Origin of the sequence: Bacillus cereus group sp. BceL062, from assembly GCF_051780025.1 — a bacterium.
In the GTDB taxonomy this organism is placed as follows: domain Bacteria; phylum Bacillota; class Bacilli; order Bacillales; family Bacillaceae_G; genus Bacillus_A; species Bacillus_A toyonensis.
Window position 1 is genome coordinate 677904 of the sequence record NZ_JBPWGY010000001.1, and the last position, 12511, is coordinate 690414.

Sequence of the window (12511 nt, forward strand, 5' to 3'; positions counted from 1 at the left end):
GGATGGAGAAAAAAAGTTAGGTGGGAGCCTTTTTGCCCATATATGTCCGATTCGGGCTAAAAATCGGTGGGGGATGAATAAAATTCCCACGGATTAAAGTTTCACTTTATAAGACCGTACCGCTGTTAATAAAAAATACATATGTAGTGGACCTTTTGAGAATGAAATAAATATGCAAAAATAATTGCAGGGGGTAAGAAATTGTTTAAAGATTTTAAAGTTGTAAAAGATCGTCCCGTTTATATTCAATTAAAGGATTATTTTAAAAAGATGATTATGAAAGGGCATTTGCTCGGTGATCAAAAAATCCCATCAACAAGGGAACTGAGTGAATTATTATCAATGAGCAGAAATACAGTACTCTCTGCTTATGCGGATTTAGAACAAGAAGGACTTATTTATGCAGTTAAAGGAAAAGGAAATTTCGTTGCGAAGGTGGATATATCTAACACCTCGTCTGTTGAAATAGATTGGAAAAATAAACTTAATACAGTTACCACATTAGCGGATGAATTAGACTTAATGAAGCATGGAGTTCGCTGGGAAAAAGGAATGGTTGTTTTTAATAGTATAGCCCCGGACGAAAAGCTATTTGATGTTGAAAATTTCAAAAGAGCTTTTCTTACTCGTATGTCCATTGAAGGGGATATCGTATTGAACTACGGATATGCAAAAGGTTACCGACCGTTAATGAAATATCTACTTCATTACATGGAAATGAAAGGTGTAGATATTTCGAACAAAGATATTTTAATTACAAATGGATTTACAGAAGGATTAGATATTGTACTATCTTCCTTAGCGAAAAAATCAGGGCGTGTGATTTGTGAGAATCCAACTCACCATGCTGCATTGAAACTTTTTCGTTTACATGGACTTGAAGTTCATGGGATAGATATGAATGAAGATGGTATTGATACGACTGAAGTAGAAAAAAGTTTACGTGAAAAGGATTTTGATTTTGCGTATTTAATTCCTTCTTATCATAATCCAACTGGTATTGTTACAAGTTCGGAGAAAAGAACGGAATTGATGCGGTTATTTTCGAAATATAAGGTTCCTATTATAGAGGACGGATTTAATGAAGAATTACGTTATTCAGGTTCACATTTATCGCCATTATTAACTTTTGCTGGGGCTGGTAATAATGTGATTTATATTAGTAGCTTTTCGAAGGTACTTTTCCCTGGTTTACGTGTAGGGTGGATTATTGCCGATAAAGAACTGATTCATTATTTAGAAAGTGTTAAAAGAGCACGAACCATTCACACATCTACGTTAGATCAAGCTGTTCTGTTTCAATATTTACATGAAGGATATTTTGAAAAATATTTGAAAAAGGCAAGATCTGTTTACAAGAAAAAATATGAGTTAGCCGTTGGGGCTTGCAATCAGTACATTCCGTTTAAAAGGATGACTGGAGATGGCGGACTTCATTTGTTTATAGAGTTGGAAGAGAAAATTCACGCTCGCACACTTTTACAAAAGTGTTATGAGAAAGGTGTAACGTTTTCTCCTGGAGATGTTTTTTATTCTGATGGAGGGGGAGCGAATACATTCCGCTTAGGTTTTTCACGTTTGAAGGAGAAGGAAATAGTTAGTGGGATTCAAATAATTGGTGAAACTTTAAAAAATGAAACTTGGAGTTGAGAAAATGAGAATTGGCGTTATTATGGGAGGAGTATCCTCTGAAAAACAAGTATCAATTATGACTGGAAATGAAATGATTGCACATTTAGATAAAAATAAGTATGAAATCGTTCCAATTACGTTAAATGAAAAAATGGATTTAATTGAAAAAGCGAAAGACATTGATTTTGCATTGCTAGCATTACACGGAAAATACGGAGAAGATGGTACGGTTCAAGGGACGCTTGAGAGTTTAGGTATTCCATATAGCGGCAGCAATATGTTATCTAGCGGTATATGTATGGATAAAAATATTTCGAAAAAGATTTTGCGTTATGAAGGAGTAGAAACACCAGATTGGATTGAACTTACAAAAATGGCGGATCTAAAGCTTGATGATTTAGATAAGTTAGGATTTCCGTTAGTGGTAAAACCAAACTCTGGCGGCTCCAGTGTTGGCGTAAAGATCGTCAATGATAAAAATGAATTGATCTCAATGCTGGAAACTGTATTCGAATGGGATTCTGAAGTAGTAATTGAGAAGTATATAAAGGGTGACGAGATTACATGTTCAATTTTTGATGGTAAACAGTTACCTATCGTTTCAATTCGACATGCAGCTGAGTTTTTCGACTACAATGCAAAATACGATGATGTTAGTACAATTGAAGAAGTTATTGAACTTCCAACTGAAATTAAGGAACGTGTAAATAAAGCGTCATTGGCTTGTTATAAAGCATTAAAATGTAGTGTTTATGCAAGGGTTGATATGATGGTGAAGGACGGAATTCCATATGTAATGGAGGTTAATACATTACCGGGGATGACCCAATCAAGTTTACTGCCAAAAAGTGCAGATGCCGCGGGGATTAATTATAGTAAACTATTAGATATGATAATTGAAACTTCATTAAGAGTGAGGAAAGAAGAAGGTTTTTAAGATAATTATACAATTAAAACTTTTGATAGTTTCACGAAGTATGCTATGATAATTACAATACGACAACTAAATATTTATCCACTAGGGGGGCCTTTTGTAGGCTGAGATCAAACATAATTTTGAGACTCTTAGTACCTGATCTGGTTAATACCAGCGTAGGGAAGTGGGAAGACGATTATATTTAAAGAATACATTAATATTGTCTATTTCACTTTCTTTACGCCTGTAAAGAAAGTTTTTTTTGTTTTACAGATTTAATAACTGTGGATAAATACGTATATTTTATACATTATTGGAGGAATTTAAATGACTTTTTCACAAACATTACGTAAAGAAGTAGATTCTATTTGGGAGGCAAGTTTTCATCATCCTTTTGTAAAAAAACTTGGTGAAGGTACGTTAGATTTGGCAAGTTTTCGTTATTACGTACTTCAAGATTCATATTATTTAAGTCATTTTGCTAGAGTACAAACTTTAGGAGCTGCAAAGGCTCTAGAATTAGAAACGACAGCTCGGATGGCACACCATGCTCAAAATACATACGAGGCAGAATTATCATTACATGAGAATTTCGCAAAGAAATTAGGAATTACGGAAGAAGAAAAAGGTCATTTTATCCCTGCTCCAACTGCATATGCGTATACTTCACATATGTACCGTGCGGCGTATGAAGGGCATTTAGGGGATATTATCGCAGCAATTTTACCTTGCTACTGGCTATATTATGAAATTGGTGAACGTTTAAAAGAATGCCAGCCAGAAGAGCCGATTTATAAAGAGTGGATTTCTGCTTATGGATCTGATTGGTTCCGTACTTTAGTTGAAGAGCAAATTACACGATTAGATACTATCGCTGAACAAGTGACAGAGTCTGATCAGAAGCGTATGAAACAGCATTTCATTATTAGTAGTCAATATGAATATTCATTTTGGGAAATGGCTTATACATTAGAAAAATGGCCAGTGGATACAGAAGTAAAAGATGTAATTGGATAAAGAGTAGAGGTATTGTTATACATATGTATGGATAATACCTCTTTATATGATTTCAAAAAAGGGGTATCGCAAAAAAGACGTATCAATCTAAGTGCGTCTTTTTTTCAATTTTCTTCAATTAGCAATTTCATGGAGAGCTTGCTGGAAAAGTAGAATGAAAAGTCCTAATCAGGGCTTTTTTTTGTAGGAATTTCTTAACCGTCATTGAATCCTGTCACTAGTAGGTGTTTTGACGCTACGACGGACTAGATTGTTTATTCGCCTAGTGAAGTATATAAAAAGTTAGGAATATCCGAAGGTGCTCTCAGAAAGTATATGGAAGTGTTATAACGAGAGGCATTTACAGTACAGAAAAATCTAAGCGGCATACGGGAATACATAGGATACGGCATCATGGTTATTGAGAAATGAATTGAACTTAGTAAGCATGAAGATATGACGCAAGAATTCACATTTTATAATTTCTATTTATAAACATGAGCCCATAGTAAAAATAGGTATATGAACAAGGTGCACCGTCTAGTGATAGGTCATACTTTATAGGTGTACGTATTGAACTTAGTTTATAGCGTTATTTCTACTTAGATTTAACGAACAGAAATATTGGAAAGCATCGATGAGGTTAAAGTTTATAAACGGAGGTCATGAAAATGAATAAGTTTCAACAAGAACTACAAGCGTTAAGCCTTAATGATTACCAGTCTGGAAATATTGTGTATTGGGACCAGCAAAACCAATATCCATACTACTATTTTGAAGATGCTGCTCGTCGATGTGGCGGTTGCGGTCGTTGTGGCGGTTGTGGAGGTCGTTGTGGTGGTGGTGGATTCCGTTGTGGTGGATTCCGTTGTATTGGTTGCTTCGGTTGTTTTGGTTGTGGCGGCTGTGGTGGTTGTGGTAGTTGTGGTGGTTGTTCTAATTGTTTTAATGGTTTTAATGGTACCACTGATACTACTGGTACTATTGTAACATATGAATATTGATAAGAGAGAAAAGGAATCTACTTTGTAAAGCGTTATACAATTTTATAAAAGAGATAAATCAAAACACACGTAGCATCTTTTAATTTAGAGAAATAATTTATCCAACCTTTTATAAACATTGTGACTTTATTTCAAATCAAAAATCGAATGTCTTTTTATGTATTATACTCTTGACGCACCCTTTGACTTTTATAAGCAGATTTATTGCACCAGAACCAAAAAGAAGAGCTGCTATCAGCCCTTCTTTCTCTTTTCTTTTTAAGATTGTAATTCTTATAGCCTGTATAATATCTGTCCATAAATGCAACCATGTCACCAAATAATCCCCATTTACCTACATTTATCCAACCTTTAACAACTGCCGATTTTAATGCTTTTCTCCCCGCATCTTTACGATCTTTTGCTGTTATACCTGATTTTCTGCTCATTCTCATACTTTATATGAAATATGTGAAAATCAGTATGAATGGTGGAAGTGAGCGCAACTTTAAAAGCTATTTATTGGGATTAACAAATTTAATAATCTATTTTTATTACTATTGATTAATTTTGAAACGTAACAAAACTACGTAACTGTTTGTATAAAATGCACTGCTCTAGTATTCAAAATTTAGAACATGGAATAAGGTGCTTTGTTTCTACAAGCTGTTTTTGTTTTACTTCATATTACGATTTATAGACCAGGAATTACACTTTAAATGTTTATTACTGTAGCAGTTATGTTTCTTTCACTAATAGTGTTAGTGGATGTACCAATTCCCGTGGCATTCAGAGATAGCCTGTATACATAAGTACCAGGGGGAGGGGTATCTATCCAGACTATTGAAACGTTGTGTGTTAAATTTGTTGAAACATTTACTGGTTTTTAAATATCTTCTTGAAGCTCCATCTGAACCGCAATAGTAAAGACGCCTCTTTTTAGAGCGAGAATTGAAGATACAGTAAATTCTGTAAGGGGACTTAGGGAAACATAATCAGATCTGAAAACTCCTTCTAACTTTACTATTTGATTAACGCCTACACTAATAGCTGGTAATACGAGGTTAGTTGGGCTAGTTGCAGGAATATGACTTTGGTTAAATGTAACTGAAACAATGCCAGGTGGTCCGGTGTTACCGGTCGGTCTAGTAGGGAATTGAAAAGGTTGCATAGGTGGGAGTGTTGGTCCAATCGAATTCTGGTTTAATGCAGCAGAAGATAAAAACTCGTCCAATATAATTCACCTCTAAAAAATTTATATTACTGATAGTAAATGTAGGCGTTGAGCAAAGTGACATGGACAAGCGGTTGTATGTTAAAAATTAAACAAAATAGTTATTTTATTAAAGAAAAAACATGCACAAAAATTGCGCATGTATAATAAAAAGCTATTTCTTGTCTATGTAAATATATGATTGGCTTATACAAACCGTGAGTGTGTTTGAGAAAAATGGTTATTTATTAACAAATATAAAGAGCGCTTTTAAGGCGCTCTTTAACCAAAACTAATATTAAAAAAGAATACCGCATGATATTTTATGTATGTTCTTAATAAATGTGCGGTTTTTAAACAAAATCCTTATTTTATCTTAAATAAAAAGAGCACACATATAAGCGTGCTCTCAAATAAGAAAGGTAGAATGCTATGAATGGAAAGCCTCGATAGAATAACATATGCTTGTCCGGTTTAAATGTGAGAAGTTTTTAATAAAAACGCTATTTTAGAAAGGAACAAGTTTAAAAGGGAACAACACTTGACATGTTAAAAATTATGACTGAAAGGTATTTTCATATTACCATTATTGGGGTTTTAATTCCAATAATGGTTGTTGAGAAATAAAACCTTTATTTTGCACAACAAAGCAGCTAGCTGAAGTAGCTAATTGCTTTATTGTACAATTTTAGAAGTTCACTGGATACAGATATATGTTGTAACAAATAGTTACATCTATGGTATAAACAAATACCAAAATATTATGCAGGAAAGAAAACTAAATTAAACCTTCATTTTATAAAGAGAGAAGCACAAAATATTATATGTGTATCCAGTCAATTGAGTGCGTTTTTACTAACAAAGAGCAGCTAGCAAAAGCTAACTGTTCGGTTCTCCAAGGGGGAACAAGGAGAAAGTAACTTAATGGGTTGTCTACATTATTGACGGAATCTGGAGGCTTATTCGGTCAAATAAAAAAGGTACTGTATATAAGTGCACTTTGGACCAAGTTTTTTATGGTAACAGTTATTGGTATTATGTGTAAGAACTAACGCGTATCTTGAAAATAATGATTATTTATTTAAATGTAAATTCATAATTAGAGTAGAATCGCATCAATACGCTCGCAGTTAACTACAGTGATATCTCCGTTTTCATCTATAAATGTAGCAAGGCGGGATCTATTATGGAATCCTACAAATATAGAAGCTTTTAATATTGTGCCGTTAACTAACAGCTGTTTTATTTTTTTTCCTAAGTAATATGTTTCTAAAAGATAGCAAATATTTTTAGAACTCTCTTTTTGGGTTGGGATAAAAGAACGTCGGTTATTTGGAAGAGATGTTAGATTAGGATTGAATACTTTGGGAGTAATAGCATAGTTGATGAAAACTGACATTTTTCCGGCTCCTCTATTTTATAATTTATATTGAAATATGCTGTGTGAAATAGGGCTTTTTTCAAAGCCCCATCTTTACTCTACTCAGCTTCAATTCTAAGCGCTTGAATATCACGACAGTCCAAAACAATTATAGAGCCAGGTTCTGTTGTGTTATCCACAAATGTTACACAAAAATTATCTGGATTAAAGTTAGTAAAAATAAGATCCTCTAGTGTTGTTCCTGTAAGGAAAACATCTACTTCTGTACCTAACTGTAATCTTTCTAATTGTTCGCAAACACATTTTGTATGCTCAGCCATATAAAAACACCTCCTTTTCTCAAATTACTATTAATATATGTATAAATTAAATAGAACGATTGGAGTAATAGCTTAGTAATATTAATTATTTTGCTAGTTAATATTTTTATAAAATAATCCTTTGAAATGAATATCGTCCGGCTAGAAAACTAGAGGACACCAATTCATTAAAGCAGCCATTAAAGCTGTTTTAGGAATAGGTGTCCTTTTTATTTTGAAAAGGGAGATGGGGAAATGAATGTGTTAAGAGATCAATTAAGTGAATAGAAAAAGTAATCGAAACAAATAAGGAAGAAAAAAGATATAGAGTTCAAGTGGTTGTGAGATAAATTGAAAATAGAAATTGATAATTAAAAAGATAAATAATTAAAAATTTGGATGTAGTGAATGCAAATGAAATTAAAATTAAAAAGGTATAATTTTAATTTTTAAGTTAAGTATAGAAAAGAAATGAATCATCTAGATATAAAGAAAGGATGGATTTTTGCAATGAGCTCAAATGAATCAAATTTCAGTTTTACCAGTAACAAAGATATTGTAAAGTACCTTAATGTAAGAAAAGACCCTGTTGATTTAAGAGACAAAATATTTCGGAGTTACTTGTTTAGTAATGAGGCGGATTTTCCAACGCAAGTCGATCTTCGTCCTAAAATGTCAGGTATAGTAAACCAATGGAATATAGGTTCTTGTACGGCGAATGCAATTGTTTCAGGGTTAAGAGAATACCTATTATTACAATCAGGTCGTCCATTTACTTGCTTATCTCGTTTGTTTTTATATTATCATGAGCGAGAAATAGAAGGACATATTCAGGAAGATAGCGGAGCGAATGTTCGTGATGGTATGGATGTTCTTAAAAAAATTGGGGTATGTCCTGAAGAGGATTTTCCTTATACTGAGAATTTTAGAGATAAGCCATCACCAAAGGCTGAATCAGATGCAACGCTTTATAAAATTGGAACCTACCATCGTATTCAAGATTTATCGGGATTAAAGGCTGCACTTGCCCATGGATTAGTTGTTGTACTTGGATTTGCTGTGCCAAAATCTTTTATGTCAGAAGAAGTTAAAAAGACTGGTATAGTTCCGGTATCAGGAACAGATGATGTAATTGTTGAAGATGGTCAACAGGCAGGACATGCTGTTTGTGCTGCTGGATATGATGATAATAAGAAAACTGTTATTATTCGAAACAGCTGGGGAGAAGAGTGGGGAGATAAAGGATATTGTTATTTCCCATATGAATTATTTGAAAATGGAATTGTACAAGATATGTGGACAGGTCGTTAATTAGATAAAGAAGTGGAAGTATGGAAACAATAAAACACGTTATACATGTTACGGGTAGTATAAAAGAGCTTGAAAAAGATGTGGAAATAAAGGGAGTCAGGTTTGTTACCTACAACGGAAAAAGATATGAGTAATATTTTTATACAAGCTGGTATTTTAAGCGAACGAAAAACAAATATAGTCCGGCTAGAAAACTAGAGGACACCAATTCATTAAAGCAGCAATTCAAGCTGCTTTAGGAATAGGTGTCCTTTTTTTTATTTTGGAAAGGGAGATGGGGAAATGAAGGTGTTAAAGAATCAGCTACGTGAATGGAAAAACCAATCGAAAAAGAAAAATAAGAAAAAACCAAAAGAGAAATTTAGTACTCGTGAAATTGAGGATTTGATGGGGGTGCATAGACCTTGTTATGAACGCAGACGTGGAGCATTAAGACAAAAGTAATTTAAAAATAAAAAGGAGTGGTCTTACATGACTAAACAATTATCTTTCTTACCAAAAATTGATAGAACAGCGACACAAGAGGAATTAGAAGGTGTGTTGGAAAGTGTACGTATACATAGACAATTTGGGATGATGCGTAAAGAAATGAAAGTCACTCCTTCTTATGAAATACGTGAGCACGGTCCTACACATACAGTTGGTAAGCTGTTAGAAGATGTTGCTATAGCAAATATCCAACAAAGCAAACGAGAAGAGTGGCTTGAAAGAATGTCAGTACGTATTGATCAGTTTCTAAATCGATTAGGGAACGGACGTGCAGGAAGCATTCAAAGAGATATTATTTATAAACGTTATTTAGAAGAAGAGGACGTATGTGATTACATGGTTTATAACGAAATAGGGATGTCTGAGCGTACTTATCGACGTTGGAAGTATAAAGCATTTTATAAACTTGCTTTTGCACTTGGATTAGAAGTTTACGAGACAGAAGAAACGGGAGGTATTGAATAATGAATTTCGTTCAACCAATACGTGATCAGGAGCAAATACAACAGATTAAAGAATATCTGAAGGAAAACAATGAACGTAATAATATTTTGTAAGAAATCATTTTGCAGTTATCTATTTAGTAAATAAATTAAAATTTCATAATAAAAAAGCTCACTACTTATATAAAAATAGATAAGTAGTGACTTTTTTTATTATAAATAATGATAGATTATGATAATTAGAATTATATGAAATATGATTTTTATTATATTTTTATCTGTTGGTGTATATAAGTTGTTCTTATTCTTCTTGGATTTCAAATGAAATTTCTTTAGCTGCTTCTAAAGCTATTTTTTTAGCTTCTGCTTTAAAATCGGCTGCTGCTAAAACGTATCCACATCGATGTCCCATTGATGTAGGTGGTTTTAAGGTAGTTCCTTTTTTAGGTTTTATAAAAACTTTCTCTACACCAGGATATTTAGAACTACGGTTTTTTCCTGTAACTCGAATTAGTTTTCCTGTAGATTTAACTGTTAGGTAATGAGCGTACACATATTTATAATGTTTTTTTACTAGTGAAGGTTTATTTCCTAACATTAACCGAATAGTCTCTTGCACTAAGTTAATTCCATGCCCAATTTCAATTATGTCATTCATTGCTCCACCTGATATTCTGGGATTTATCTCAATTAATTTCCAAACATTATCTATTCTCCGGAGTTCTAGATGACACGCTCCATTTTTCATATTAAAAGCCTGAATAACAGAATTAATTGCATTGAAAAGACTATTATATAGTCTTTTTTCTACCCTTCCTAGTAAAGAATAACCAGTAACAATAAATCGTTCAAAAAATGTAATTTCTTGTTCAATTACTGCTATAATATGGACTTTTCCATCTTGAACTAAAATTTCAACTAAGTACTGAGGTCCATCTATATATTCTTCAAGTAAAATCTCTTCATTAGGTAGTTTGTTTAAAAGACTTTGTATAGATAAAATTAATTGATCTTTATTTTTTACTAATAATACATCTTTTGATCCTGTTGATTTAGGGGATTTCACAATAAGAGGGAAATTTATCTTATTATTTTTTTTTAAAAAAGATGATAATGATTCTGTTGGTTTGTAAATTGAATAGTTGAGTGAGATTGGTAAATCTTTAAGTACATTACGAGTTAATATTTTGTTTTCCATATGATGGATAGCTTTAGTAGATACAATATTTGAGCAAAATTTTTCTGATAAACGTGCAGCCGTATAAACATAAGGGTCAATAAAACTAAAAATCCCTTTTATGTTTTTTCCTGATTTATTCAATTTTTCAATTGTTGTAATTATATTATCATAGTCATTTATATCAGTGAAAATCATCTGATGTACATCAGGGAATATAGTGCGTTCATTAATAAATTTTGTTTTTTTAGTTAATAAAACAGTAAAGAAATTAAGTTTTTCAGCTGCTTTGATTGCTTCCCTACTTGATCCGGATTTATTTGTTTCAATGAAAACGATAGTATCCATTTTATGTCACCTTAACCTTTATCATTTATCATTTTATAAAACCTCAGGTTTATTATTTCTATAGGTAGAATATTAAAATGAGGTTAAGCTTGTTCCGGATTTTTCGAAAAATGGTTGAATGAGGGAGAACATGAATATATATATAATGAATTTGATATTTGTTTTGAAAAAGATTTTTAGAAAGAAGGGAAGAAGAACTAACATGACTATAATTGGTATGCTTCATCATCGGAAAGATCCGAATGACGTAAAGAAAGCATATACTTACGCTGCTGTAGCTAAAGCTGAAGGTGTGGATTTTTTTTATTTCACTTTAGGGAAAGTAAATTTAGAAACGAAGAAGATTTTAGGTAAAACTTATGAAAATGGTAAATGGATTGAAAAAGAATTTTCTTTTCCAGATGTTATTTATAATGCAAGTGTTCATATTAGTGATAAAACTCAGCAAATCTATGATTATCTGCATGACAAAGTTCCTTTTACAAGTCATTCAATTGGAAATAAATTAAGTGTATATAACAGAATAAATAGAGCAAAAAAATTTAAGCAATATCTTATTCCTTTTTATGAATTAAATGATGTTAATAAGTTTTTTGACTTGATTAATTGTTATGAAAAAATTATTATTAAACCTATTTCTGGACATCAAGGTAGTGGTATTGTTTTCATTGAAAAAAATGGAATAGATTACAGTATGAATGAGTCAGAACAAATTTCAACTATTAATAAAAAACAATTACGGAGCTTTATATTGGATAAAATTCAAGAGCAAGGATACATAGTTCAGCAGTTTATCTCATGTCAAATGAAATCTGGTCATGTTTATGATTTTCGATTGCATGTTCAAAGAAATGGGGAAGGTAGGTGGGTTGTTACTTCTATATTCCCGAGAATAGGTCCATTAGGAAGTATTGTATCAAATATGGCTAAGGGTGGTTATAGTACTTATTTAGATGTTTTTTTAAAATCGGAGTTTGATAACGATTGGTATAATATTAAAAGGTATTTAGAACGATTCGCAGTAACTTTTTCTAACCATTTTAATTCTTTATTTAGGGATGTATTATTTGATGAGCTAGGAATTGACGTAGGGATTGATAAAGATCAAAAATTGTGGTTATTTGAGGTGAATTGGAGACCAGGGGTACCTAATATATTTAATCTTGAATTAGATGTAGCTAGAAATTTAATTCACTACGCTAGATATTTGGCTGATAGATCTAAATAAGAAAAGGAAAGTAGAAAAATAAAATGAAACCTTTATATACCAATGTTTCTACTAATCTCTCTTTCTATATCTCCTGTAAGATTATTCTCTATGCA

The 12511-nt window shown here is 32.3% G+C and carries 14 protein-coding genes, 2 pseudogenes and 1 riboswitch; of the genes and pseudogenes, 11 read left to right on the forward strand and 5 right to left on the reverse strand.

Annotated elements, in window-relative coordinates:
• The first annotated feature begins 201 nt into the window (after positions 1–201).
• The 5 genes and pseudogenes from ACS2MN_RS03325 to ACS2MN_RS03345 all read left to right on the forward strand — a co-directional run bounded on the left by ACS2MN_RS03325 (position 202) and on the right by ACS2MN_RS03345 (position 4548).
• A complete protein-coding gene (locus tag ACS2MN_RS03325) occupies positions 202–1650 on the forward strand; it encodes a PLP-dependent aminotransferase family protein (RefSeq protein WP_346994179.1) in 1449 nt (482 codons plus the stop codon).
• Between the two features lie 4 nt (positions 1651–1654).
• A complete protein-coding gene (gene ddlB, locus ACS2MN_RS03330) occupies positions 1655–2569 on the forward strand; it encodes a D-alanine--D-alanine ligase (protein WP_002043544.1) in 915 nt (304 codons plus the stop codon).
• Between the two features lie 73 nt (positions 2570–2642).
• Positions 2643–2748: riboswitch (TPP riboswitch) on the forward strand.
• A gap of 127 nt (positions 2749–2875) precedes the next feature.
• Positions 2876–3565 carry a thiaminase II gene (gene tenA, locus ACS2MN_RS03335; RefSeq protein WP_000144531.1) on the forward strand — a complete coding sequence of 230 codons (690 nt, stop codon included), beginning with the start codon at positions 2876–2878 and terminating at the stop codon, positions 3563–3565.
• Between the two features lie 249 nt (positions 3566–3814).
• Positions 3815–3973, forward strand: a pseudogene (locus ACS2MN_RS03340) (DUF3967 domain-containing protein); the annotation flags it as partial.
• A 236-nt stretch (positions 3974–4209) separates the two neighbouring features.
• Positions 4210–4548 (forward strand): heterocycloanthracin/sonorensin family bacteriocin, encoded by a 339-nt coding sequence (locus tag ACS2MN_RS03345; RefSeq protein WP_346994178.1) that lies wholly within the window; start codon positions 4210–4212, stop codon positions 4546–4548.
• A 155-nt stretch (positions 4549–4703) separates the two neighbouring features.
• Here the strand turns inward: ACS2MN_RS03345 and ACS2MN_RS03350 are convergent, their stop codons facing one another.
• The 4 genes from ACS2MN_RS03350 to ACS2MN_RS03365 form a co-directional block, all read right to left on the reverse strand.
• On the reverse strand, positions 4704–4976 hold the full coding sequence (locus tag ACS2MN_RS03350; RefSeq protein WP_000088128.1) for a hypothetical protein: 273 nt from the start codon (positions 4974–4976) through the stop codon (positions 4704–4706).
• A gap of 437 nt (positions 4977–5413) precedes the next feature.
• The gene (locus ACS2MN_RS03355) at positions 5414–5761 is read right to left on the reverse strand and encodes an exosporium leader peptide-containing protein (protein ID WP_000343263.1); all 348 of its coding nucleotides are present in this window, start codon (positions 5759–5761) and stop codon (positions 5414–5416) included.
• Positions 5762–6839: 1078 nt separating this feature from the next.
• Entirely contained in the window at positions 6840–7139 is a 300-nt protein-coding gene (locus ACS2MN_RS03360; protein ID WP_000110270.1) for a hypothetical protein, read from the reverse strand.
• Between the two features lie 80 nt (positions 7140–7219).
• Entirely contained in the window at positions 7220–7441 is a 222-nt protein-coding gene (locus tag ACS2MN_RS03365) for a hypothetical protein (RefSeq protein WP_000807684.1), read from the reverse strand.
• A 489-nt stretch (positions 7442–7930) separates the two neighbouring features.
• Here ACS2MN_RS03365 and ACS2MN_RS03370 point away from each other — a divergent pair, with 489 nt between their 5' ends.
• The 5 genes and pseudogenes from ACS2MN_RS03370 to ACS2MN_RS03390 all read left to right on the forward strand — a co-directional run.
• Positions 7931–8731, forward strand: a complete 801-nt coding sequence (locus tag ACS2MN_RS03370; protein ID WP_346994177.1) for a C1 family peptidase — start codon at positions 7931–7933, stop codon at positions 8729–8731.
• A 20-nt stretch (positions 8732–8751) separates the two neighbouring features.
• Positions 8752–8865, forward strand: coding sequence for a hypothetical protein (locus ACS2MN_RS03375; RefSeq protein WP_000447744.1), 114 nt, complete (start codon positions 8752–8754; stop codon positions 8863–8865).
• Positions 8866–9013: 148 nt separating this feature from the next.
• Complete coding sequence (locus tag ACS2MN_RS03380; RefSeq protein WP_000866206.1) at positions 9014–9175, forward strand: hypothetical protein; 162 nt, start codon at positions 9014–9016, stop codon at positions 9173–9175.
• Between the two features lie 27 nt (positions 9176–9202).
• Entirely contained in the window at positions 9203–9685 is a 483-nt protein-coding gene (locus ACS2MN_RS03385) for an ArpU family phage packaging/lysis transcriptional regulator (protein ID WP_000166178.1), read from the forward strand.
• A pseudogene (locus ACS2MN_RS03390) lies at positions 9685–9774 on the forward strand (site-specific integrase); the annotation flags it as partial. The gene ACS2MN_RS03385 and the pseudogene ACS2MN_RS03390, both read left to right, overlap by 1 nt.
• A gap of 190 nt (positions 9775–9964) precedes the next feature.
• Here the strand turns inward: ACS2MN_RS03390 and ACS2MN_RS03395 are convergent.
• Positions 9965–11188, reverse strand: a complete 1224-nt coding sequence (locus tag ACS2MN_RS03395; RefSeq protein ID WP_000379778.1) for an ATP-grasp domain-containing protein — start codon at positions 11186–11188, stop codon at positions 9965–9967.
• Between the two features lie 130 nt (positions 11189–11318).
• On the opposite strand from ACS2MN_RS03395, the gene ACS2MN_RS03400 reads away from it, so the two are divergent.
• The gene (locus ACS2MN_RS03400; RefSeq protein ID WP_001028915.1) at positions 11319–12416 is read left to right on the forward strand and encodes a YheC/YheD family endospore coat-associated protein; all 1098 of its coding nucleotides are present in this window, start codon (positions 11319–11321) and stop codon (positions 12414–12416) included.
• The last annotated feature ends 95 nt before the right edge of the window (positions 12417–12511 follow it).